We start from the raw sequence: 22,723 nt of genomic DNA, 5'->3' as shown, positions 1-22,723 counted from the left end.
TTAACGGCTGTGGCGGGTCAAGGCCTGATTGAAGAAGCGGTATTCGTGTTTGGTCGAGCCTAGGGCGGCGTCCATCATCCGGCGGTAATCGGCCATGGACGAGTCGGCCGCCAGCCTGTCGCAGATACGCAGTTCCTCGAGCGTGCGTGAGGCGAAACCGGGGTCGGCGTACATGCCGATCCACAGGCCGTAGGGATGGTGGTCGAGGTCGAGTCGGCGCTCGCGGACCTGTGCCTGCATTTCCTGGCCGACCACGGAATAGACCCAATAGCAAGGCATGAGAACGGCGGCCAGCGCGGAGTAGGAACCGGTGTCGGTGAAGCGGTGTTCGTGACCGAGATAGGCGGCGGTCGTCTCGCTCATCGGTGCGCGCTCGGTGCTGAAACCGTGCTCCCGATACCATTGTCGATGGAACGTCAGCCCTTCCTCCAGGCCGTACGAAGCGGCGTCGGCGAAGAAGGCGCGTTCGTGCGGATCGTCGGCCCGGCTGCTCGCCAGGGCCAGCAACGAGGTGTAGTCGGTCAGGTAGATATCGTCCTGATGCAGGTAGAACGAGAAATCCTCGAGTTCCAGCGTTGTGTCGAGCATGCGCTCGAGGAACGGCATGGTGGCGATGCGCTCGCGGATTTCGGTAGAGCGACGCCAGTAATCCTCGGTGAAGCTCAGTCCGGTGGGGGAGTGCTGCCAGGTGAAATCCACGGGTCCGTGGCCGTGGCCGACGTGCAGGTTGTCGGCGGCGGCGATGGCACCGGTCATCCACGCCTTGGCGCGTTTTGCGGTTTCAATCCAGTCGGCGCATTGTGGGCGCAAAGCCGCCAACGTGCTGGAAAGCGTATCGCCGGTGCCGTGCACGTTGCGGGTGCGAACGGCTGCGCCTTCGATGCGGGTGACGGTTACCGATACCGCCGGCTGCTTCGAAACGGGTCCGGTCGGCTGATCGGTTGTCGTTGTGTCGTTTGTGCCGGTTTCGCCGCACGGTGCCGGAACCGCAAGGATATCGGTGCATTCCGCACTGCCGTTCAATGCCAGAGCCCCGCCCTTGGCGTAGACGGCGACGCCGAAGTGGATGGCCACGGATGTCGCCAGCTGTTCCATGTCTTCGTAGGATTTGGGGGCATGAGGAACCGGAACATGGTGTTTGGTTTTGACTGGTGTATCGGGAGGAATGGTGGTATCTGAAGGCTTGTTTCCGGCAGTTTTATCGTGGGCACTGTCACTGTCTAATTTCGTCTCATGGCTCATCGCGTCGAGAGCGGCCAGTTCCATCGCATTCGGCGTGATGATGTCGGCCAGCGGAATCAAGGTGGTCAATGCCGCTTCGGCCTCGCAGGTGAGCAGACGGTCGCCGGACTTGGCGTACATCACCGGATCAAGCACGATTGTGGGCCGGCGTTTGCCGTGGACCTCATAATCGTGCAGCAGCGCTTCCAGCCATTTTCGTACGGTATCGACCAATTCCGGTGTGCCCAGCATCCCGACTTTCATGGCATCGATATCGGCGTCGTCGCTTACGGCCTTGAGCTGGGCGAGCAGGAACGACGGCTCGACGTTGACGATGTCGGTGACGCCTCGCGTGTTCTGCGCCAAGATGCTGGTCATCGCCGCATAGCCGAAGACGCCTTGCGCGGTGAACGCCTTCATATCCGCCATCGTGCCCGCCCCACCGATCGGGTCGGAACCTTCGATGGAAAGCACGCGTAGGCGGGAAGGCAGGGTCACGCCGAGGTTCTTGTCGTAACGTTGCTGCATGTTCAGCAGCTTGGCGATGTCCTGTTGTGAATCGTTGTTGCATGTGGTTGTCGTATTATTGGTATCCAATGGTTCTGAATGCTCCCGAATTCGATTGCAATGAGTATAACGAGCAGTATCGTTGATTGTCTGGTACTCTCTGTCTAGTTTTGGTTGTCGTGCCATTTCCACGCATGGTCCATCGGTCCCGAGCCGGCTCCGAGGTCGAGGCCGGCGGCGATGCAACCGGTCAGGTAGTCCTTGGCGTTTTGTACGGCCTCGGTCAACGATTCGCCTTTGGCCAGTCCTGCGGCGATGGCGCTGGAAAGCGTGCAGCCGGTGCCGTGCGTGTTGGGGTTGGCGATGCGGGTGTGACGGAACCACGTGTGCTCGCCGTTGTCGAACAGCAGGTCGTTGGCTGCGCCGCGCCGGTGCCCGCCTTTGATGAGCACCGCACAGCCGCCACAGCACTCGCAGATGGTACGGGCAGCAGTGATGGTGCTCGCTTCGTCGCTGATGATGAGCTCGTGCGTTGGCGTGGTGTCGCAATCGCGAACTGGTCGGGTCCCGAGATTCGCGATGGTTTCGGCTTCGGGGATGTTCGGTGTCACTAGGGTGGCCAGCGGCAGAAGCTTCGTGCACAATGCGTCGACCGAGGCCTTGCTGCTCAACCTCTCGCCGCTGGAAGCGATCATCACCGGGTCGACCACGATGTTGGTGGCATTGAAGTGTCGGAGTCGATCGGCGATGACCTCGATGAGCTCGGCGCTGGGCACCATGCCGATTTTGACGGCGTCGGGCCGGATGTCCTCGAAAACGATATTGATCTGCTCGGCCAACAGCTCCGGCGACGTGGCGGCAGAGGCTCGCACACCCGTGGTGTTTTGCGCGGTGATCGAGGTGATGGCGCTCATCCCGTAGACGTCGCAGGCCATGAACGTCTTGAGGTCGGCCTGGATGCCGGCCCCGCCAGACGAATCGCTGCCTGCGATGGAGAGCACCGTCGGCAGTTGATAAGAGTGAACGCCGGAAGCGCTTTGCGTTGTACGCTGCGACATCTCAGAGGCGCTTGGCGCGTGCGGCGTTCCACGAGTCCACCATGGCCCGGGCAACGGCGTGCGGGTCGTCGGCGCCGGCAATGGCCGAGACGACGAACCAGCCGGCGGCCTCGGTCTGTGCCAGCTCCGGCAGGTCTTCCAGCTTCACGCCGCCGCCCACGACGATGGGGTAGTTCGATTCATGGCACAGCGCGTTGATGGATTCGGTGTCCTGCGTGTGGCGCTGGTGATCGGCGCCGATGACGATGCAGTCTGGCTTGGTGGTGCTTGGATGCAGCGGCCCCGCGCCGATGTAGTCGATGGTGCCGTCGGGAAGCGCGTTGGCGGCTTTGACTTCGTCGAGCACCTTGCAGCTCAACCCGATGATGGCGTCCGGTCCGAGCAGCTTGCGCGCTTCGACCGGGTTCATGTCGTCCTGCCCGATATGCACGCCGTCGACCTTGATGCCGGTATCGCGGCATTGCCAGGCCGCGTCGACGCGGTCGTCGATGACCAGCGGGACGGTTTCGGACGCGCCGGCCTGGGCGATGACCTCAGCGCTCTGTCGCGCGATTTCGACGATATCCCTGGCGTCACCCGGTTTGACGCGGATCTGGAGGAAAGTGATGCCGCCGGCCAGCGCCTGTCGCACGATGTCGGGAACGGGCCGCGATTTGGTGTCCGCCGGGCCGAGCACGAGGTAGGAACTCAGGTCGAAGTGCTTGCGCATGGAGGCGAATGATGGATTGTTGACAGTCATGATGATTGGCTCGATTCTTTGTGGTCAAGTAATACGCTGTGTGGTGTATTCAGGACAGAATCGGCGAAGCGGCGATCTGCGCGGGCGTGGTCGACCAGAGGCCGTCCAAGAAAGCGACCTGGAAGGAACCCGGACCGTGTGAATTGGACTCACCGGTTTCGCTGGCGCGGTTATAGAGGGCGCTTGCGGCGAGGGCTGCGGTCAGCGGGTCGGCGACGGCCAGATAGGTCGCGGTCACACCGCCCAGCGAGCAGCCGGCTCCGGTGATCTTGGTCATCATCGCGCTGCCGCCGGGCAGACGATAGGTGTGTTCGCCGTCGGTGACGAGGTCGGTTTCGCCGGAAACAGCCACCGCGCCTTGGCCCTGAGCGTCGGACTTGGCGATGAACCGGGCCAGTGCCTTGGCCGAGGCTTCAGCCGCTTCGACGTCGTCGGCGGATTCCACACCGACCGGCCCGCTCGATTGCTGTGCAGCGCTGTCAGTCGCAGCTGTAGCATCTTCGCTCATCGGCAGCTCCCACATCTCGCGCAGTTTGATGACTTCAGAAGCGTTGCCGCGGATGATGGTCGGAGGCACCGCCTTGAACGATTTCAAAATGGCGGTGCGCGTGGTTCCCATTCCCGCAGCCACCGGGTCGAGCACCCAACGATGGTGATCGGCGTGGAATTTCTCGGTGATCGCTTTCAACGCATCCTTGTAGAACGGCAGCAGCGTGCCCACGTTGATGTAGCTGGCCCCGCTCGCCGCCTCGCCGCCCGCGATGTCATCGGGCAGGAAGCTCATCGCCGCGGTGCCGCCCGCCGCCAGCTGCGCGTTGGCCACGAGGTTGATGGTCACGAAGTTGGTGAAGGACTGTGCCAGCGGCGTGGTGTCGCGCACGGTTTGCGCGGCCTTGCGGATATTCGAACGCAACGGGTCGTCCGCCGCCAGATCCTTGAGATTGCCGAGATTGTTGTTTGATGATGAGTATGCGTCATTGACCATATTCGCGTCTCCCTACGATGGTATTAACCAACAGGTTCCAAGGGTCGAGCGTTGTGCTCGTCTCAACTTGCGCTCCCGTGTCAAACGGTCTCGCAGGTTCCCCTGCACTTACAGCTCAAGACGCTATGCGCTTCATTGGACAAGCGGTGGACTCTGCCGTCACGGTCTGGAAGTGGAGTATGCGTCTGTCGCGGATTTGGCAGGGAGGCAAGGGGCGACGATATACTGCAGACGGTTGTTTGCGGCAGTTGATGATTGGACACAGGAGATTGGCTATGGCCTCGAGAATACGATATTTCGACATTGCGAAAGGCATTGCCATGATATGCGTGGTCCTTGGCCATAGCGTGCTGATGGTCGTGCCGATGAGCGGTGCGGCCCGGCTGGTCTATATATTCTGTTTTTCATTCCATATGCCGTTGTTCTTCATACTGTCGGGCTATTTCATGCATGCCGACCGTCCCTTCGCCTGGCGCAAGGAATCCCGTGAGCTGTTGCTCACCTATGCGCTGACCGCCGCCGCGGTGGTGGTTCTTCACGCCGTGCTTGCCTTGGCCCTGCACCACGATACGGCCCATGTCACGGGTACCTGGCTGCTCGCGGCGTTGTACGGTTCAGGTGCGAATACCGGCAACGAGTTGATTGCGATGTCCAGGAGTATCGGGGCCATCTGGTTCCTTCTGGCGCTGTTCTGGGCCCATCTGCTCGTGCATATCGCCTACCGCTTGCCTGCCACGCCTTTGTGGATTATTGGATTCTTCGCGCTTGGATATCTGTCGTCCCGTTATGTCTGGCTGCCGTTCAGCGTGCAGGCGGGGCTGACGGCGTCGTTGTTCGTGTATTTGGGATGTCTCGGGAAACGGTTTGACGTCATCGGGCTTTTCCGCCGTTGGCCAGTCCTCTGGCTGCCGTCGCTGGCGGTATGGGGCCTGGCGATATGGAAATTCAGCTCGTTCGGTTTGGCGACCAACGTGTACGGGCAGACCCCGTTGCTCTCCATCGTCGGATCGGTATGCGGCTCGTTGTGCATCATCGGGGCCTCGCAACTCGTCGATCGTTGGCTGCCATACCTGAACAGGGCATTGGCGTTTATCGGGCGATACACGCTGGCGATTTTCTGCGCGCATCTGCTGGAAAACGATGTGCTGCCTTGGATCACCATCATGTCCAAGATCCAGCCGATTATCGGCTATCAGGCCGAGCCGTTCCTCATTTTCGCCGTCAAGTCGGTGCTGATTGCCGTCATGGCGCTGGTGCTCTACCGCATCCCCGCTATCAATGCCGTCTACTTCCCTTCACTGCGCAGAAAGCAGGCTGTGGTGAAAGGATAGGGCCTGCGGTGTGTGGGTTGAACGTGTTTCAGGTCAAAAAGTGCGTTTTAGCTGACTCAAAACGCACTTTTTGACCTGACATATTGAAAAAGTGCGTTTTAGGAAACCTTAAACGCACTTTTTGACCTGATAAATTACCGATTACCAGCGCACGGAGATGCGCTCGCGGTCGTGCGGATGGTCGGACTCGATCTCGTCGACCATGGCGATGGCGTAGTCGGCGTAGCTGATGGCGCTCTTGCCGTCCGCGTCGGTGGTGTAGTCTTCGCCGGCGAGCACGTAGTGGCCGGTGCGCGGGCCTGCGGCCTGGAAATCGCCGGCGGGGCTGATGTAGGTCCAATGCACGTCGTCGCGGCGGCGCAGAGCGTCGAGCGCCTTGCCCATCGCCAGCGGCACTCCCTTGATGTTGTCGGGGAACGAATCCGAGAGTTGGGCGGTGTGCTCCTTGTTGGTGTAGAGGCTGCCTGCGCCGCCGACCACCAAAAGGCGCGTGTCGGTGCCGGAGAGGATGTCGGACAAGTGCTTGAGCGAGGTGCTGTATTCGTCGAATTTCGCCGGGTCGAAGATGCCGAAGGCGCTCACCACCGCGTCGAATCCGGCGAGATCGTCGGCGGTCAGGTCGTAGAGATCCTTGATGATGGCGTGCTGGGCGTCGGTCTTGTTCTCGCCGCGCACGACGGCGGTGACGTCCATGCCGCGATTGACGGCTTCGTCGACGATGCGCTGTCCGGCCTTGCCGTTGGCGGCGACTACTGCAATGTTCTTGCTCATTTGGTTCCTTCGTTTGCGATGTGTGGGTGGGTCGATCTCATCCACGGCTCTTACGTTCCGTTCGTTGCCGCGTGGATGTGCGGCATTACTTTTCACTATAATGCCAATCGTCATGTCGCATGGCCTGTGGTCACGTGAGATAGTAGATACCTCGTGTCAGCGTTGGAATGCCGCGCGAATGGGCCATCATTGGCTGGCGGCGGAATATGCCATGGGGCGAACGAGCGGCTGATTGAGAAAGTCGCATGCCGCCAGTCGAAGATGCAGTATTGCGGATTACCGGAATACCAAAGGATTCAGCGTCGTTGTGTTGCCGCGCCGTTCCAACCGTCTATCAGCGCGTCGAGGGCTTTGCGGTATTCGGCTTGCATGCTCCATGGGGTACTGGTATCAGATAGCGGCGCCAGCAGCATGGCCAGTTCGGGGGATTGACGCATGGCTTCTTCTCGTGTTGCGTCCGAAGGGTCGGTGGTGGATCGTTCGCTGTCGCCGAAGGGAGCGACGGCCTCGGCCAGCACATAACCGGTGGTCAGGATGGTGGCGCCTTGGATCAGGCCCAGCAAGTCCGTGGGTTGATTTTCGTCGGCAAGTATGGGTATGAACGGTTTGATGGCCTCGGCGAGGAGCTGATATTGCTCCAGGGTGTCGATCGGGTGCGTGGCCACCAAAACGGCGGCGTTGGGGTGGCGCAGCAACGTGGTGTGCAGATGCAGCGCATAATAACGGATGTATTCGTGCCAATCACCGCCTATTCGGGCGATGGAATCGGCATCCTTGTTTACTCCTGAAAGCGTTTCTCGCCAGATCTGTTCGGCGATGCCGTTCAAAAGGGCATTTTTGTCGGGCAGATGGCGGTACAGGGCCGTGTAGGAGACGCCGATGCGCTTGCCCAGTGCTCGAAGGCTCAGGCCGTCAAGGCCGTCCTCATCCACGATGGCCAGTGCGTTTTTCAGAAGCGTCTCGCGGTTGAGCGTGGCCCTGCCTTTGCTGGCGCTGGATTTTCCCGCTTCGGCTTTGCTTGTCATATGCTCCCCGCTTATCCGTTGTCCGGCTTCCGATACTGGTAAGCCCAATCGGAGAGCCGGGCAACGGACACGCCTCATTGTCTAACGGTCTGTTTTGGCCTGCCTGTGGAATCCGATGAGCACCAACAACGCCAATACTACGCTCACGGCCACGATGATGCCCGTCGGTTTGAGGGTATCGCCGACGTGCGCGCCCTTGAGGCTGATGCGCTCGATGGCGTTCAAGGTCCAGTAGATCGGCGAGAGCTTGGCTATGGGCTTGGCCCAGCCGGGGAAGGTGCTCACGGGGGTGATGGCCCCGCCGACGCAGGCGGCGAACATGCCGATGAGCACGGAGATGGAGATGGCCGTCATCTGCGAGTTGGCGAAGAGAGTGATCGCGACGCCGAAGAGCGTGACCATCACCAGGAACACCGCCGCGGTCAGTGCCAGCGCCCAGAAGTCGCCGTGGATGCGATAGCCGTCGATGGGCACGGCCGCTGCGACGACGATGATGAACTGGGCGACCTCCATCAGCAGCGCCACCACAATCTTGCCGGCCACGACTTGCCCGACCGGAGTCGACGAGACGCGCAGCCGGTCCCACGTGCCCCATTTGCGCTCGTCGAAGAACATCTCGACGATGAACTGCACGGTGAAGAAGGCGAAGAGGATGGCGAAGGCGGGCACGGCCAGCTCGGTGCCGTTGACGTTGCGATAGCCTTCGGCCAGCAGGGTGTTCTTCATGCCCGGCACCATGAAGGGGGTGAGCATGATCGGCACGGCGGTGTCGATGAGGAAGGCCGCCGGGTCGTGGGCCTGCAGGGTGAGGTTCAGGCGCGTGGCGGCGCCAATGCGTTGAAGTGACATCAGTCGTTCTCCTTCATGGTTGGCGTATGGTTGTTGGCGGTGTTATCAGCGCTGTTGCGCGCCATGGCTGAGACGCTGGAATCCTTTACGGCCCCGTTCGGGGCGTTCTTGGTGGATGCGGTGACGACCTCATCGCGGATTTCGGAGTCGGTGGGTTTGCTGGGTTCGCTGCTTGTGGTGACGGTATTTATCTGAGCCGCAATATCGTTGATACCTTTGCTGTCGGGCTCGCTGATGATGTGATGGTAGGCGTTCTCAAGGCTGGCCCGAGTGACTTTCACGTCCGACAGCCTCAGGCCAAGACGGTTGGAGACGGTTGTCAGCTGGGCGAGCGCCTCGCCGGGGCCGCTCTTTCCATACCGACGTTCCAGGTGGGCGTCAGCCACTGTCCAACCGGGTATGTCTGGTTGTGTGCCACCTTCGAACGTCGCCTCGATCACCGCTTCGGCGTGCCGGTCGATGACTTCGCGTTGTGTGCCGCTCTCGACGATTTGTCCGCCGTCGAGGAAGGCGATGTCGGCCCCGAGTCGTTCGAACTCGTCGAGATAATGACTGGTGTAGACGATGGCGGTGCCTTCGGCCGCAATGGCTTTGACAGCCTCAAAGATGCTGGCCCTGGCGTCGATATCCGCGCCGACGGTCGGCTCATCGAGGAACAACAGGCGTGGGTGGTGTACAAGAGCGATGGCGGTATGCAGGCGGCGTTGTTGGCCGCCGGAAAGCCGGGATGCCTTTTGCTTGGCTTGAGATTCGAGGGAGAAGATCTCGAGCAGTTCGCTTGCGCGGGCTTTGGCGCGTTTTCCGCTCAATCCTTGCAGCATGCCGAAGTTCACGAGATTCTGCATGGCGGTCAGCTGCGGGTAGAGGCCCAGTTGCTGCGGAGCCAGCCCGACAGCGTGTCCGAGTTCGCCGGATTTCGAGTGCTTGACGTCGATGCCGCAGACCGTCGCCCGCCCCGAACTCTGCCGGCTCAGGCCGGTCAGGATCGAGATAAGCGTCGATTTGCCGGCGCCGTTGCGTCCCAGCAACCCGAGCATCGAGCCGTAGGGGAGCGCAAGATCGATGCCTTTGAGCACTTGATGGTCGCCGAATGATTTCTTCAGATGATGACAGTCGATCGCGAGACCATGTTCGGTGTCGCCCTGTCTGATGTTAACAGCGTTCACATAAACGATGTTAACATTGTTCACAACGAGGGCGGCTCTGTTCGCTCACGGCGATAATCGGGTGCTCTGTGTGAGCGATATCGGACTCATCGCGTCAAAAAGCGGCAGCCGCGCCGCCTTTCTCTGCTTTTCGACGCAGGGAAGTGTGTGATTGCGTCAAAAAGCAGATTGCAAGGGTGATAACGCTGCTTTTTGACGCATCGCATTGACTCAGCGCGTTCAAAAGCAGATTCCGCACGTGGTTTTCCTGCTTTTCGACGCGGCGGCGCAATTTCTCCATACCGCTCGCCGACGGCGAACCGGGCCGTGCGTCGGGGTAAAGTGGCAGGACGACGTGCGGTGGGGTGAAGACACGCACATACATAGAGGCGGCGGGAATTCGTGCTACAGATCAAAGACATCAGCAAGCAATACAAGACCGGTGATTTCATTCAGAAGGCGCTCGACCACGTGAGCCTGACCCTGCGCGACAACGAGTTCGTCGCCATTCTGGGCCCGTCCGGTTCCGGCAAGACCACCCTGCTGAACATCATCGGCGGACTTGACCGCTACGACGACGGCGATTTGGTGATCAACGGAACGTCGACCAGAAAATACAAGGACCGAGACTGGGACTCCTATCGCAACCACACGGTCGGCTTCGTCTTCCAGAGCTACAACCTCATTCCGCACCAGACCATCCTCTCCAACGTCGAGCTGGCCCTGACGATTTCCGGCGTCTCCCGCGTCGAGCGTCGCAGGCGTGCCAAAGAAGCCTTGGAAAAGGTCGGCCTGGGCGAGCATATCAACAAGAAACCAAACCAGCTTTCCGGCGGTCAGATGCAGCGCGTGGCCATCGCCCGTGCGTTGGTCAACGACCCGAGCATCGTTCTCGCCGACGAGCCTACGGGAGCGCTCGATTCCGAGACGTCCGTGCAGATCATGGACCTTCTGAAGGAAGTGGCGCAGGACCGCTTGGTCGTCATGGTCACCCATAACCCCGACCTCGCCCATCAATACGCCAACCGTATTGTCGAACTCAAGGACGGTGTGATTCGTGGTGATTCACGCCCCGTCGAAGCCGAAGAAATGGCGGACGAGAAGCCGGCCGTCCACCGCACGATGGGTAAGGCCTCGATGTCCTTCGCCACCGCGGTGGCCCTGAGCTTCAACAACCTCAAGAGCAAGAAAGCCCGTACGATCCTGACCTCCTTCGCCGGCTCGATCGGCATCATCGGCATCGCGCTGATCCTCTCCGTCTCCACAGGCGTGAACCGGTATATCGCCGACATCCAGAAGGAGACGCTGACCTCGTACCCCATCGAGATCAACGAGCAGACCTTCGACATGAACAAGATCATGAACACCGCCCAGGCCAGCGCCGATGCCAAGAAGAACGAGTCGGGCAAGAGCCGCAACGGCATCTATCCCGACGATTCCAGCATCAAAGGCGCCTCGTCGATGACCTCCGGCATCACCAGCAATAATCTGAGCCCCTTCAAGCAATATCTTGACAAGCCGGGCAACGACGTGCGCAAGTATGTCGGTGACGTCGGCATCCAATATTCCTACGCCCCCAAATTCTCGGTATTCACCCACGATTCCAAGGACACGCTCGTTGACGTCAGCGGAGTGAAAGTCGGCGGGGCACAGGGCATGCAGAGCGCGGCCAGCACCATCGCCGGGCTCAACTCGTCCTCCGGTGATATCTCGAACCTGCAATCCAAACAGATGGCGATGCTGACCGGCAAAACCGACGCCAACAAGGCCCCCGATGCCTTCGCCGAGATCATGCCCGGCGAGCACGCCGACAAGCAGCCCATCAGCTCGGTGATCCGCGACAACTACCGGATGGTCAAAGGCCACTGGCCCAAGTCAAGCGACCAGGTGGTCCTCGTACTCGACAAGAACAACCAGATCCCGCTGACCCAGGTCTACGAGCTCGGCCTGCTTCCTTCAGCCGACTACAACGACATGATGAACCGGCTCAACAGCGGCGAAAAGGTCAAGACCGACACCAAGCGCATCGACTATTCCAAGGCGATGAACCAGTCGTTGACCTTGCTGCCCGCAGCCGACCAGTATGTCAAGGGCGCGGACGGCCATTACAAATATGTGGGCAACGACGCCGACCAGATCGGCAAGCTCATGGACTCCGGGTCCGCGGTGAAACTCAAGGTCGTAGGTGTCATCCGTGCCGATGCCAATGCCAAGACCACGCCGTTGGCGCCGGGAATCGGTTACACGCGCATGCTCACCGACCAGCTGATCGACCACGCGAAATCCAGTGAGATCGTGGCCGCACAGAAGGCCGATCGCACCCACAACATCTTGAACGGCATGACCTTTGCGCCTTCCGACGACGCGACGAAGGCCGCCAACGCCAAGGCCTACGTCGCCTCGCTGCCCGTCTCGGACCAGGCGAACATGGCCAAGACGCTGATGACCCAGGCGCCCGGCGGCATGGGAGCGGCGAGTGCCGACCAGTCCGCCGACGTCACCCGGCAGCGTAATGCCGCTGCGGCCGCCGCCGGCAATGCCGCCGTGGCCAGCAATCCGCAGGAGGCGATTTCCGGCATGGGCGAGCAGCAGGTGGCGCAGGCCTTCAGCAACTATCTCGCCACGGCCCCCGAAAATGTTCTGGTCTCGATATACAACCAATACGTCTCCACCGGCACCTACTCCGGCAATCTCGCCGATTTCGGCGTCATCGGCCGCGACGCCCCGAGCTCCATCAAGATCTACGCCGACAGCTTCGACGCCAAGAACGATATCGAGGACGCCATCAAGCGCTACAACGACGGCGCGAAGAAAAAGGACCGCATCGTCTACACCGATTATGCGGGCCTGATGATGAACTCGGTGACCACCATCATCAACGTCATCACCTACGTGCTGATCGCCTTCGTCGCGGTCTCGCTGGTGGTCTCCTCGATCATGATCGGCATCATCACCTACATCTCGGTGCTCGAGCGCACCAAGGAGATCGGCATCCTGCGCGCGATGGGCGCTTCCAAGCACAACGTCTCCACGGTCTTCAACGCCGAGACGGGCATCATCGGCCTGTGCGCCGGGGTGATCGGCATTGTGGTCACACTGATATTGATCGTGCCGGGCAACGCGGTGATGCACCACTTCATGGGCACCGACCAGGTCAACGCCGCGCTGCCGCTGACCGGTGCGATTGTGCTCATCGTCCTGTCGGTAGTCCTCACCTTGATCGGCGGGCTCATCCCGTCGCGCAAGGCCGCCAAGCAGGACCCAGCCACAGCGTTGCGCACCGAGTAGTTCGGCTGGCATCGGCGTCCGTGCAGAGATAATCACGAAAATGTGCCGTTTTCTGTGATTATCTCTGCATCTCGCACGAATCTGCAGAGATAATCACATTATTCGCCCTGATTCTGTGATTATCTCTGTATCTCATACGGATTCGCGGAGATAGTCACGATTTCGGCTCTGATTCTGTGAGTGTCTCTACATCCCTTACCAACAGTTCGGCCCCGCCAGCAAGTCAGGTCTTGTGGGCGGGGCCGAATGTCTCGTTGGTATTGTGACGCCGGACTAGCGTTTGCCGGCCTGGAGCTCACCGCTGCGCTTGGCTGCGGCGGTCATGGCCAGGGAGCTGACGAAGTTGACCGGCTTGTCGAAGTTGGGCTGGAAGAGCATGTCGGTACCCGCCAGCTGGTCAACGGTGAATCCTGCTTGGATTGCCACGGAGATAAGGTTCGCGGCCATTGAGATGTCATGCTTCGCTGCAAACTGGGCTCCGAGAATGCGACCGGTGGCGCGTTCGTAAACGATGGTTGCGATGACGGGAGTGGTGGAAAGCATGAATTCCGGACGGTAGTTTTCCTCTATGGTCACAGCCTCCGCCTCGATATGACGCCGATTGGCCAAATCGAGGGTCATCCCGCTGGAAGACATCGACAGATCATAGAGCTGGATGGCGCTGGTAGCCTGTGTGCCGGCGTATTCCTTGGTGGGCTCTTCGATGTTTTCTCCGATCAGCGACGCTTCGCGGATGGCGTTGGTGGCCAGGGGACGATATTCGTCGGTGTTTGTCGGGTTGTAATGCACAGTCGCGCAGTCGCCGGCGGCGAAGACGTCATCGAGGATGTCGTTTTCGGGGGTGGCGGCACGCATATATTTGTCGACGATGATGGCACCGTAGCCAAGCGTGCGCAGCTGGGCGGAGACGAGGCTCGTGTTCGGCACGAAACCGGCCCCCAAGACGGCCAGATCAGCGGTATATTCCCCGAGTTCGGTGACGACGGTGACCCTGGATTCAACGCCGTCGCTGCCGAACTCGGGACGGAAAGCGACAACCTTCTGATTCATGGCCAAGGTGACGCCGTGGTCCTTGAATGCCGCCTCGGCCTGATCGGTGACGTTTTCGTCGTAGTTGTTGTCGAGTACATGCGGCAGGGCGTCGACCAGCGTGACCTTGATGCCGCGGGTGCTCAGCTGTTCGGCGAGCTCGCAGCCGATATATCCGGCACCGACCACCACGACCGACTTGATGCTCTTCGTGCGTTCGACGATGCGCTTTCCGTCGTTGTAGTCTTTGCACAGCATCGCCTGGCCGTTGTCCAATGCTTCGCGCAGGCCTTGGATGAACGGTGTGGCGGGGGAGGACCCGGTGGTGATGACGAGTTTGTCGAAGCGGTATTGCTTGGATTTGCCGGTTTCGAGATCGGTGGCTTCGAGTTTTTTGCCTTTGACGTTGATGTCGTTGACCTCATGACGCATGTGCATGTGCGCACCGGCCTTTTCAAGCTCTTGGGGCGAGGTATAGAACATCTTTTCCGTGCTGCTGACGTGGTTGCCCACCCACAGGGCGATGCCGCAGGAGAGGAAGGAGACGGTGTCGTTCTTTTCGAATACGTCTACCGTCCAGTCGGGATGGTTACGAAGAATGGAAGTGGCGGCAAACGTTCCGGCGTGCGTGCAACCAATGACGGCGACTGTAGTCATGAAAACTCCCTTTGACGATTTCCAGGAACCCTGTATTACTTCACAAAAGGGTGATGCTTGTCCTTTTCAAATATAATACCTAAAAGACTCGACGGTTTCGTTGCGGTTATGGATTGGTTAAAACGTTTTAAGTTTGATTTCTCAGCCGAATTCATACCTTGAAATACGATAACGGCAAGTATTTTGCGATGGCCCACGATAAATGTCGAATTTTTACATATCGTTCCTCGCAAGAAGCGCATACCGAAATTTTATGTATTATGACATTTGCCGACTGCTGTATGTATGACGTCGATTGTCGGCTTGCCGAGATACTTTTTGGGGGACCATGAATGATGCTTTCGGCTCACCGATGTTCACGCATGCACCCATCGACTCCGGACGCAGTGTCGAGGGTATGAGAGGGGGTGAGCATGGGCGGTAAGGCGAAAACTGTCAATGCAATGTCTGCCATGATCGCGATAAGCCTTGTTGTGGGAGGGGCCTGCGGTTCCTTGGTCCGCTTGGCTTTGGGCGCGATGCCGCCTGTCGATGCAGCCTGGCCTTCGATGACGATGGGCATCAATCTTTCCGGGGCTGCCTTCCTCGGATTTGTCACGGCGTATATGTCCCGTCTTGGTGCGGATATCGGAACATGGAAGATGACGAGACTTGGCCTCGGCACCGGCCTGATCGGCGGGTACACCACGTATAGCACGTTTATGCTTGAAGTCGCGAAGCGTGTCAATGGCGGACATTTGGGCGTTGCCATGTCGTATCTGCTGGGCAGCATAATCTTCGGTCTTTTGTGCGCGATGTTGGGGTTGAAGATCGGCGAAGTCTTTGGCAAACGCCGCGTCAGGATCAACGCATCGCAGCCTGTCGAATTCAGCGACTCGGCAGAACCCGATCGCCGCCCATTGATGACGGTCGCTTTCATCATCTTCTTCTGTTTTGTCCTTTTGGCGCTGTTGTCCGATTGGAGTCATTGGCGGGAAGGCGGCGCGCTGGTTCTGTTGGTTGTGGCCTCGCTGCTCGGCGGCCTGGGTGCTTTTGCGCGCTACGGCGTCGATGCGTGGGTCAACAGCCATATCCGTCTTCCCCTTCCCTGCGGCACGATTGCCGTCAACCTTACCGCGAGCCTCGCGATGGGCCTGGTGACCGGTTGGTGCGCGAGAAATACCGGATCGTCGACGGTGCAATATCTTCTTGCGTCGGGGCTCCTTGGAGGTTATTCGACGTTCAGCACCGCCAGCGTGGAAGGGGCGAAGCTGATACTCGGCGGCAAACCGGGTTGGGCTTTCATCCACACGGCCGGCATGATGGCCGTAAGCCTGGGGCTTCTGCTGCTTGGCATGCTGGTCTAGGTTGCGGATGAGGTAAGGTTTCGATTTCGGCTCCGCGCCGCTGTCATGGCCGGAGATGTGGTATGGAATTTTCTTTTGACGCGCAATCCGTCGACTTTTCAATATTGGTCTTTCTGCCTCATGGGCTATCCATACGCAAGGCCCTTAGGGGTTCTGGTACGCTTGACTAAAGGGTGCCACATGACCGATGACGTGGTGGCGGCATTGCTTGTGTTGTTGTGAAGGTTAAGGGTTGGAAAGGAAAATCATGGTAGGACTTATCTTCCTGATTGTCGTTCTGGTAATCATCATCGCGCTCATCATCGCCGGTATTTTCGTGGTGCCGCAGCAGCAGGCGTATGTCATCGAGCGTTTCGGCAAGTTCCTGAAGGTGCAATTGGCCGGTATTCATCTCAAGATTCCGTTCGTCGACCGCATCGCCACCAAGACCAACATGCGCGTCAACCAGCTGAACGTCAAACTCGAGACCAAGACGCTCGACAACGTCTTTGTCACCGTCGTCGCCTCCACGCAGTTCCGTGTCGATCCCAACAACGTGGCCACCGCATACTACGAGCTGCGCGATCCGGCCGGCCAGCTGCGCAGCTACGTCGAGGACGCGTTGCGTAGCGCCATCCCCGCGCTCTCGCTCGACGACGCGTTCGCCAAGAAGGACGACGTGGCCGCCGACGTGCAGAAGACGGTGGGCGGCGAGATGGCGAAGTTCGGTTTCACCGTCGTCAAGACGCTGATCACCGCCATCGACCCGAGCCCTGCGGTCAAGACCGCGATGGATTCCATCAACGCCGCCCAGCGCGAGAAGGAAGCCACCCGCCAGCGCGCCGATGCCCAGCGCATCCAGATCGAGACGCAGGCCACCGCCGACGCCGAAAAGACCCGTCTGCAGGGCGAGGGCCAGGCCAACTACCGCCGCGAGATCGCCAACGGCATCGTCGACCAGATCAAGAGCCTGCAGGCCGTGGGCATGAACATCGCCGACGTCAACAATGTGGTGCTCTTCAACCAGTACCTCGACGTGATGCGCTCGCTGAGCGAATCCGGCAATGCCAAGACGGTGGTGCTTCCTGCCTCCACACCCGGCGGCTACCAGCAGCTCTTCGACGAGGTCACCAAGGCCATGGTCACCTCCAACGAGGCGAAGTAGAGACGGATCGGCAAGGTTCGCGACAAGGTCCACAATTTTGCTGATTTGTGAGCGGAGTCACAATTTGTTTACTATAATGGACAATATTGGTCAAGATGTCCAGATATTTGGACAATTGGCCTAGGCACAACGTCGTGTCATTACGTTGGGCGGATTCCTCACTCATCTGTGGAGTCCGCCCAACGCTTATGCTGCCAATTGTTGAACATAGCGGTGCTGGGAAAACTGCATGTGCGCTGCTGCGGCAGTCCGTTTTCCGGCAGGTTTGCATGTTGTTGCTGGGGGGTGAATGGTCGTAAGCGGCAGTTTCCCTGCACTGGTATGAGATCGGTTCCTTCGGCCGTCAGCTGGCAAGAAACTCGGGGATGGCATCGGCCGCATCGAGTCCCTTGCGGTACATCGCTTCCAGGCCTTCGTCGGTCTTGCTCAGCGTATCGAGCCCGCACAGGTCGTCGGGTGCCAGGATCAGCACCTTGCCCTCGGAGGCAAGCTTTTCGGCGACCTGCATCTCCTCGTTGTAGGTGCGATAGCGGTTCTTGAGCCGTTCCGCGGCAGCGGGGTATGTCCGCTTCAGCAGCGCTGCGGGCGCGGCGTCCTTCTTGGCCTCGCGCACAAAATCACGCCGGTGGGTGAGGATGAGCACGATGCGGTCGTAGCCTTCGCGCACTGCCAGTTCGACCGGAATCGGGTCGGCGATGCCGCCGTCGTAATAGGGAACCCCGTCGATGACGTAGGGTTCGCAGGCCACCGGCACCGCGCTGGAGGCTTTCATGATGTCGTAGTCGTCCTGGTGCACATCCGACTTGTCGAAATAGCGCGCGTAGCCGTTGCGGGCGTCGCAGGCCACCACGGTGAACTTGGTAGGGGAGGCGGCGAAGGCCGTATAATCCACCGGATATTCGCCGTCGGAATTCGAAAGCGTGCCGTAGATGTAGTCCAGATTGGCGTAATTGTGCAGCTTGATGAAGTTGTCGGCGCTCGCGTATTCCTTGCGGCTGGCATACTGCGTATAGAACGTATAGGTGCGTCCGCGCTGGCCGGAGATATAGGAGATCATGTTCGCGCTGCCCGCGGAGACGCCGTAGCACTTGTCGACGGCGATGCCGAGGTCCATGAGCTTGTCCATCACGCCCGCACCGAAAATGGAACGGAAGCCCCCGCCGACGTCGATCAAAGCAGTTTTCGTCATCTCTTACCTTCCTTCAAAGCCGAAGTCATGCTGTTTGGTTAACCGAGCATACGTCCGCCTTACGGACATTGTTTCGCCCTTGGCCGGAGGTTGTGCAAACGGTGATATGGTGACGAATTATCGCTTCAGGAAGGTCCGCGAAGCGCAAAGACAGGTTTGACAACCGATCAGAAGTCGAGGCGTTTGGCGGCCAGGGCGGCCATGCGCTCGCTGGTGTCCGAGTTCTGAAGCGTCACGCTGCCAACGGCGGTGGGATCGGTCAGCTCATCGGAGGCTTCGAGCAGGTCGTGCAGATGACGGGCGGTGCCTTCATTGCCGTCGATGATGGCGGTGGAGGCGGGAAGCAGCTGCCGGAAATAGTCGCGGTAAAAGACGAAATGCGTGCAGCCGAGCACCACGGAGTCGATGGAGCCGAGGTCATAGCCGTCAAAATAGCGATGCAAGGTGGCCATGACCAGCTCGTGGTCTTCCAGCCGGTCGTGCTCCACGATTTCCACGAGGTCCGGGCAAGGCTGGCGGTAGATGGTGTTGGTGGCGCTGAAACGGTGCATCAACGCGGTGAACTTCTTTTCACGAAGCGTCAGCGGGGTGGCGGCGACGATGACGCGTTGCGGTGTTCCGTTCCCACGGTCGCATGCCACTTTCAGCGCCGGTTCCATACTGATGATGGGCAGGTCGTAGGTCGCCCGCAGATCATCGACGGCGGCCGAAGTGGCGGTGTTGCAGGCGATGACGATGGCCTTGACGCCCAGGCGCACGAAGCGTTCGACGATGGCGAAGGAAAGTCTGCGCACCTTTTCAGGCGTCTTGGTACCGTACGGGGCGTTGGCCGAATCGCCGAAATAGATGATGCGCTCGTTCGGCATTTGCCTGCGTATTTCCCGCACCACCGAGATACCGCCCAGTCCCGAGTCGAACACGCCTATCGGAGCGTTTGATGCCATGCTGTCCTCTTTCACCACGATCTAACCGTTCTGATCTAAGCTTAGCGATTTCGCTGTTGTATCCTATCGTTTTCAACGAACATGCACATGATAGCCAATTGGATGAATCGTCGGATCTGCTGCTGCGGCGGCGCTCGGCGCCCGGCTCGGGCGGATGGTGCATCCCGACACGTTCACTTGCCGCCCTTGAGCGTGGCAACAGGTAGACTGTCGCTTATGAGTCTTCCGCACTTCGTCTATAAAGGCCACGGTACCGGCAACGATTTCGTCATCTACATCGACCGCGAGGGCCGTTTCGAGCCGACCGGCGACGAGGTTCGCCATGTCTGCGACCGTCATTTCGGCATTGGTGCCGACGGCCTGATACGTCTGACGAAACCGGAGTATGTCAGCGACCTTTCCGCTTTTCAGGTGGCGCTTTGCCGCGACGGCGATGCGCAATGGTTCATGGACTATCGCAATGCCGACGGGACCCTGGCGGAGATGTGCGGCAACGGTACCCGTGTGACGACGTTGCTCGCCCAACGCGCCGGCTTTGCCGAGGCCCCGGGCGGCGCGCCTTTCAGACTGGGTACGCGAGCCGGAATCAAAACGTTGCTTTCGCTGGGTGCGGCGGCGCCATACGGCGACGATGTGTTTCAAGTGAGCTTGGGAGCCGGCAGGATCGGTGAGTTGGACACCTATAAGGTCACCATTGCCGGGACTGTTGGTGAGGCCGCTGGGACTTTTGTGGATATGGGCAATCCCCACGTCGTATCCGTCCTTCAAGACGGCAAGGCCACGCTTCCTGCGCTCGAGGATCTGAATCTCGTCGTCAAGCCGACGGTCATGCCGTCAATCGAGACCGATCAGAACGCTGAATTCGTGCGTATCGACGCCTGTGACAAAGCCGCCGACACGGGTCGTGCCACGATGCGGGTCAATGAACGTGGGTGCGGGGAAACGCTTTCCTGCGGCACCGGGCTTGGCGCCACAGCGGTGACGTTGAGAGCGAAAACCGGAGTGAGTCATTGGGACATCGCCATTCGCGGCGGGCTCGTGCATGTCGACGTCAGCGACGACGACGTACTGCTTACCGGTGCCGCTGTAATCGTGGCGAAGGTGGAGCTGCTGTAAAAGGCGGAAGCGTTTTATAGCCTACAACAATCTGAACGCCACAAAAGCAAACGGGAAAGACCGGTATTGAAGATCGGTGTTCGAGTACAAAGAAACCCGTACGGCTGTCTATGATGACGGCTGTACGGGTTCCTGATAACAATCCAAAGGTCTATCAGGCGAAGATCGCGGCGCCTTCCTTGACGAAGATGAGCGCGATGATCGCGAAGATCCAGACGATGTCGACCATCCAGTCGTAACGCATGCGATAGTAGGTATTGAGGCCCTTACGCCAATGCTTGCGTGGGATTTTCTGTACCGTTACCGTGGCATGTGTCAGCCCCATGAACATGAACGTGGTGGCGAACATCATGGTCATGCACCAAGGGCAGAGTGCCTTGATGACGAACATGGACTGGCTCATCAGCCAATAGGCGTAAGCGATGCAGGTGACGCCGCCGATCCAGGCCGCTGCCGAGAACCAGTAAGGAAGCTTGACGTTGCAGGCGCCGACCACCGCGACGGTGACGAAGACCGAATAGAAACAGATGCCGAAGAACGCGTTCGGGAAGCTCAGTCCGCCGATCTTGATGATCTCGGCCTGCCAGGATTCCGCGACGGTGGAGCAGGAGAGCACGGAGTTCACATCGCAGCCCAACGCCTTGTTCGGGTTGCGGGCCAGCTTCAGGGTATCGGCTGCCAGCATCAGCGAGGCGAACAGGCCGATGCCTGCGCCTAGGCACATCACTCCATAGTTCCAGATGGGTCCATGGAAGAACCCTTTGGGTTCGCGGTTGTCGCTAAATTCAAGGGTCGGTTGGCCGTTGGGAGCGATCGATGCTCGTTCCATGTTCCTCACGGCGGCTGCGCTGTGTTTAGTCGACATGCATATCCCTGCTTTCTGTTCCCTGGCATTTCATCGGCTGTCGGGCTCATAGGCCTACGATAGGTCTATGACTAGCGACGAATATAACGATTGCGGCCCGGTTTCCGGTTGGGACCTTCACTGTCATACGGTCTTTTCCGATGGTACCAAGACTCCCGCCGAACTGGTCGACATTGCATGTGCAAAAGGACTGCACGGCGTCGCAATCACCGACCATGATACCACTGCGGGTTGGAATGATGCACGGATTGCCGCTGAAAGTCGGGGTTTGACGTTGTTGCGCGGCAGCGAAATCACCGCACAGGACGACCATGTTTCCGTTCACATGCTTGCCTATCTCTACGATCCCGAAAACGAAGGCATCGTTGAGCTGTTCCGTTCGACGCGCCAAGCCCGTATCGAGCGCGCCAGGCGGATGGTCTCGCGTCTGGCCGAGGATTTTCCCATCACTTGGGACGATGTGAGAGACCAAATCAAAAAAGGCGAGGAGACGACGGTGGGTAGGCCCCACATGGCCGATGCGTTGGTGGCGGCAGGGTTCTACCGCACGCGCTCCGAGGCGTTTGCTGGAGCCATCTCGTCTTCCAGCAAGTATTACATACCGACGCCTTCGCCTACCGCCTTGCAGGTCGTGCAGGTGGTTCGGCAGGCCGGAGGGGTGAGCGTCGTCGCCCATCCCGGCGATTACAGCCGCAACAGGATTTTGCTTTCCGCCTCCCAGATCAGGCGACTGGCCGATGCTGGATTGGGCGGGCTTGAGGTGTGGCATCGTGGAAACGGAAGCGACGAGCGCCGGCGTCTGTTGAACCTTGCCGACGAGCTCGGCTTGCTGGTCACGGGAGGTTCGGACTGGCATGGGGCCGGCAAGCCGAACGAGTTGGGAGAGAATCTGACCTCGGATGACGTCGTGGCGCAAATCGTGCAACGCGGTGCCATCGGATTGGTCTCCTGAGCCGCCGTTTCGGTTGACGTCGCTTGGCTGGTCTTGAACCGCAGGCTTCGGAACGGTGATGTCGGCACAAATGTGTTGAACAAGAAAAATGCCCAATCATGTGAGACGTGTCACAAAAAACTGGGCAATGTTGCTATATGTTATTCTGCAGGCGTAATTATCTTGGTGAACGTTTCGTCTAAAGGGCTCCGAACCCGACGGCATGCTTGGTCTCCGAACCGACGATGGCATAGCCCAGAGCGCCTGCCGGCACCATGATATGACGGTCTTTGTCGTCGACCAGGTCGATTGGCTCGCCTTTCGACACGGCGTCCGAAATGGCTTTGCTCACTTCTTCAGCGCTGTTGTCGGTCGTGAAATTGACCGGACGTGCCACGTTTTGGATTCCGAGTTCGACATCCATGTGTTACCTCTTTCGTTTAGGGATTGTTCTTAGGTTTTATTGTGCCCGAAGGCTGGTCATTACGCTTTTGGCTAGGATTGCCGCGTTTGTCCACTGGCGGGGAACAGAACGGGTCGGTTTCGCCGGCTTCATGGAGAACGGAGACGTGCTGGTTGCCGT

20 protein-coding genes are annotated in these 22,723 nt (G+C 59.4%); 6 read left to right on the top strand and 14 right to left on the bottom strand.

Going from position 1 to position 22,723, the window contains the following annotated elements; all coding sequences use genetic code 11:
- From OZX75_RS05065 to OZX75_RS05050, 4 genes are all read right to left on the bottom strand, one after another.
- Complete coding sequence (locus OZX75_RS05065; protein ID WP_277145595.1) at positions 1-1,818, bottom strand: bifunctional hydroxymethylpyrimidine kinase/phosphomethylpyrimidine kinase; 1,818 nt, start codon at positions 1,816-1,818, stop codon at positions 1-3.
- A gap of 74 nt (positions 1,819-1,892) precedes the next feature.
- Entirely contained in the window at positions 1,893-2,786 is an 894-nt protein-coding gene (gene thiD / locus OZX75_RS05060) for a bifunctional hydroxymethylpyrimidine kinase/phosphomethylpyrimidine kinase (protein ID WP_277145594.1), read from the bottom strand.
- 1 nt (position 2,787) lies between these two features.
- Positions 2,788-3,525, bottom strand: a complete 738-nt coding sequence (locus OZX75_RS05055) for a thiamine phosphate synthase (RefSeq protein WP_277145593.1) — start codon at positions 3,523-3,525, stop codon at positions 2,788-2,790.
- Positions 3,526-3,574: 49 nt separating this feature from the next.
- Positions 3,575-4,510 (bottom strand): hydroxyethylthiazole kinase, encoded by a 936-nt coding sequence (locus tag OZX75_RS05050; RefSeq protein WP_277145592.1) that lies wholly within the window; start codon positions 4,508-4,510, stop codon positions 3,575-3,577.
- Between the two features lie 17 nt (positions 4,511-4,527).
- On the opposite strand from OZX75_RS05050, the gene OZX75_RS05045 reads away from it, so the two are divergent.
- Complete coding sequence (locus OZX75_RS05045; RefSeq protein WP_525930226.1) at positions 4,528-5,841, top strand: acyltransferase family protein; 1,314 nt, start codon at positions 4,528-4,530, stop codon at positions 5,839-5,841.
- Positions 5,842-5,982: 141 nt separating this feature from the next.
- Here the strand turns inward: OZX75_RS05045 and OZX75_RS05040 are convergent, their stop codons facing one another.
- From OZX75_RS05040 to OZX75_RS05020, 5 genes are all read right to left on the bottom strand, one after another.
- Positions 5,983-6,612, bottom strand: a complete 630-nt coding sequence (locus OZX75_RS05040; protein WP_277145590.1) for an NAD(P)-dependent oxidoreductase — start codon at positions 6,610-6,612, stop codon at positions 5,983-5,985.
- A gap of 296 nt (positions 6,613-6,908) precedes the next feature.
- Positions 6,909-7,637, bottom strand: a complete 729-nt coding sequence (locus OZX75_RS05035; protein ID WP_277145589.1) for a TetR/AcrR family transcriptional regulator — start codon at positions 7,635-7,637, stop codon at positions 6,909-6,911.
- An 81-nt stretch (positions 7,638-7,718) separates the two neighbouring features.
- Positions 7,719-8,486 carry an ABC transporter permease gene (locus OZX75_RS05030; RefSeq protein WP_277145588.1) on the bottom strand — a complete coding sequence of 256 codons (768 nt, stop codon included), beginning with the start codon at positions 8,484-8,486 and terminating at the stop codon, positions 7,719-7,721.
- Complete coding sequence (locus OZX75_RS05025; protein WP_277145587.1) at positions 8,486-9,652, bottom strand: ABC transporter ATP-binding protein; 1,167 nt, start codon at positions 9,650-9,652, stop codon at positions 8,486-8,488. The genes OZX75_RS05030 and OZX75_RS05025 overlap by 1 nt, the downstream gene beginning before the upstream one ends.
- Before the next feature lie 94 nt (positions 9,653-9,746).
- A complete protein-coding gene (locus OZX75_RS05020) occupies positions 9,747-9,932 on the bottom strand; it encodes a hypothetical protein (RefSeq protein ID WP_277145586.1) in 186 nt (61 codons plus the stop codon).
- 101 nt (positions 9,933-10,033) lie between these two features.
- Between OZX75_RS05020 and OZX75_RS05015 the strand changes: the two genes are divergently transcribed.
- Positions 10,034-12,919: an ABC transporter ATP-binding protein/permease gene (locus OZX75_RS05015; RefSeq protein ID WP_277145585.1), complete on the top strand. Its 2,886-nt coding sequence runs from the start codon at positions 10,034-10,036 to the stop codon at positions 12,917-12,919.
- Positions 12,920-13,192: 273 nt separating this feature from the next.
- Here OZX75_RS05015 and OZX75_RS05010 read toward each other — a convergent pair whose 3' ends face one another.
- Positions 13,193-14,605, bottom strand: coding sequence for an FAD-dependent oxidoreductase (locus OZX75_RS05010; protein WP_277145584.1), 1,413 nt, complete (start codon positions 14,603-14,605; stop codon positions 13,193-13,195).
- Between the two features lie 443 nt (positions 14,606-15,048).
- Here OZX75_RS05010 and OZX75_RS05005 point away from each other — a divergent pair, with 443 nt between their 5' ends.
- Both OZX75_RS05005 and OZX75_RS05000 read left to right on the top strand, forming a co-directional pair.
- Positions 15,049-15,951, top strand: a complete 903-nt coding sequence (locus tag OZX75_RS05005) for a fluoride efflux transporter FluC (protein WP_277145583.1) — start codon at positions 15,049-15,051, stop codon at positions 15,949-15,951.
- Positions 15,952-16,198: 247 nt separating this feature from the next.
- Positions 16,199-17,095 (top strand): SPFH domain-containing protein, encoded by an 897-nt coding sequence (locus OZX75_RS05000; protein ID WP_277145582.1) that lies wholly within the window; start codon positions 16,199-16,201, stop codon positions 17,093-17,095.
- A gap of 343 nt (positions 17,096-17,438) precedes the next feature.
- Here OZX75_RS05000 and OZX75_RS04995 read toward each other — a convergent pair whose 3' ends face one another.
- Together OZX75_RS04995 and murI are read right to left on the bottom strand one after the other, a co-directional pair.
- Positions 17,439-18,284, bottom strand: coding sequence for a patatin-like phospholipase family protein (locus OZX75_RS04995; RefSeq protein WP_277145581.1), 846 nt, complete (start codon positions 18,282-18,284; stop codon positions 17,439-17,441).
- A 167-nt stretch (positions 18,285-18,451) separates the two neighbouring features.
- Positions 18,452-19,228, bottom strand: coding sequence for a glutamate racemase (gene murI / locus OZX75_RS04990; protein ID WP_277145580.1), 777 nt, complete (start codon positions 19,226-19,228; stop codon positions 18,452-18,454).
- 216 nt (positions 19,229-19,444) lie between these two features.
- Between murI and dapF the strand changes: the two genes are divergently transcribed.
- Positions 19,445-20,344: a diaminopimelate epimerase gene (gene dapF / locus OZX75_RS04985; RefSeq protein ID WP_277145579.1), complete on the top strand. Its 900-nt coding sequence runs from the start codon at positions 19,445-19,447 to the stop codon at positions 20,342-20,344.
- Between the two features lie 154 nt (positions 20,345-20,498).
- Here dapF and OZX75_RS04980 read toward each other — a convergent pair whose 3' ends face one another.
- Complete coding sequence (locus tag OZX75_RS04980) at positions 20,499-21,173, bottom strand: vitamin K epoxide reductase family protein (RefSeq protein ID WP_277145578.1); 675 nt, start codon at positions 21,171-21,173, stop codon at positions 20,499-20,501.
- Between the two features lie 103 nt (positions 21,174-21,276).
- Between OZX75_RS04980 and OZX75_RS04975 the strand changes: the two genes are divergently transcribed.
- Positions 21,277-22,161 (top strand): PHP domain-containing protein, encoded by an 885-nt coding sequence (locus OZX75_RS04975; RefSeq protein ID WP_277145577.1) that lies wholly within the window; start codon positions 21,277-21,279, stop codon positions 22,159-22,161.
- A gap of 178 nt (positions 22,162-22,339) precedes the next feature.
- On the opposite strand, the gene OZX75_RS04970 is transcribed toward OZX75_RS04975, so the two are convergent.
- Positions 22,340-22,564, bottom strand: a complete 225-nt coding sequence (locus OZX75_RS04970) for a DUF3107 domain-containing protein (RefSeq protein ID WP_277145576.1) — start codon at positions 22,562-22,564, stop codon at positions 22,340-22,342.
- Positions 22,565-22,723 lie beyond the last annotated feature (159 nt).

It is taken from the genome of Bifidobacterium sp. ESL0800 (assembly GCF_029395355.1).
Classification (GTDB): Bacteria; Actinomycetota; Actinomycetes; order Actinomycetales; family Bifidobacteriaceae; genus Bifidobacterium.
The sequence above is the reverse complement of the archived record's forward strand: the minus strand, read 5'-3'. Positions and strand labels throughout refer to the sequence as shown.

Bases quoted from the DNA above. Each gene is read 5' to 3' on its own strand.
- thiD (WP_277145594.1), bottom strand. From the start codon at position 2,786: ATGTCGCAGCGTACAACGCAAAGCGCTTCCGGCGTTCACTCTTATCAA.
- OZX75_RS05055 (WP_277145593.1), bottom strand. From the start codon at position 3,525: ATGACTGTCAACAATCCATCATTCGCCTCCATGCGCAAGCACTTCGAC.
- OZX75_RS05050 (WP_277145592.1), bottom strand. From the start codon at position 4,510: ATGGTCAATGACGCATACTCATCATCAAACAACAATCTCGGCAATCTC.
- OZX75_RS05045 (WP_525930226.1), top strand. From the start codon at position 4,528: ATGGTATTAACCAACAGGTTCCAAGGGTCGAGCGTTGTGCTCGTCTCA.
- OZX75_RS05040 (WP_277145590.1), bottom strand. From the start codon at position 6,612: ATGAGCAAGAACATTGCAGTAGTCGCCGCCAACGGCAAGGCCGGACAG.
- OZX75_RS05035 (WP_277145589.1), bottom strand. From the start codon at position 7,637: ATGACAAGCAAAGCCGAAGCGGGAAAATCCAGCGCCAGCAAAGGCAGG.
- OZX75_RS05030 (WP_277145588.1), bottom strand. From the start codon at position 8,486: ATGTCACTTCAACGCATTGGCGCCGCCACGCGCCTGAACCTCACCCTG.
- OZX75_RS05020 (WP_277145586.1), bottom strand. From the start codon at position 9,932: ATGGAGAAATTGCGCCGCCGCGTCGAAAAGCAGGAAAACCACGTGCGG.
- OZX75_RS05010 (WP_277145584.1), bottom strand. From the start codon at position 14,605: ATGACTACAGTCGCCGTCATTGGTTGCACGCACGCCGGAACGTTTGCC.
- OZX75_RS05005 (WP_277145583.1), top strand. From the start codon at position 15,049: ATGTCTGCCATGATCGCGATAAGCCTTGTTGTGGGAGGGGCCTGCGGT.
- OZX75_RS05000 (WP_277145582.1), top strand. From the start codon at position 16,199: ATGGTAGGACTTATCTTCCTGATTGTCGTTCTGGTAATCATCATCGCG.
- OZX75_RS04995 (WP_277145581.1), bottom strand. From the start codon at position 18,284: ATGACGAAAACTGCTTTGATCGACGTCGGCGGGGGCTTCCGTTCCATT.
- murI (WP_277145580.1), bottom strand. From the start codon at position 19,228: ATGGCATCAAACGCTCCGATAGGCGTGTTCGACTCGGGACTGGGCGGT.
- dapF (WP_277145579.1), top strand. From the start codon at position 19,445: ATGAGTCTTCCGCACTTCGTCTATAAAGGCCACGGTACCGGCAACGAT.
- OZX75_RS04980 (WP_277145578.1), bottom strand. From the start codon at position 21,173: ATGGAACGAGCATCGATCGCTCCCAACGGCCAACCGACCCTTGAATTT.
- OZX75_RS04975 (WP_277145577.1), top strand. From the start codon at position 21,277: ATGACTAGCGACGAATATAACGATTGCGGCCCGGTTTCCGGTTGGGAC.
- OZX75_RS04970 (WP_277145576.1), bottom strand. From the start codon at position 22,564: ATGGATGTCGAACTCGGAATCCAAAACGTGGCACGTCCGGTCAATTTC.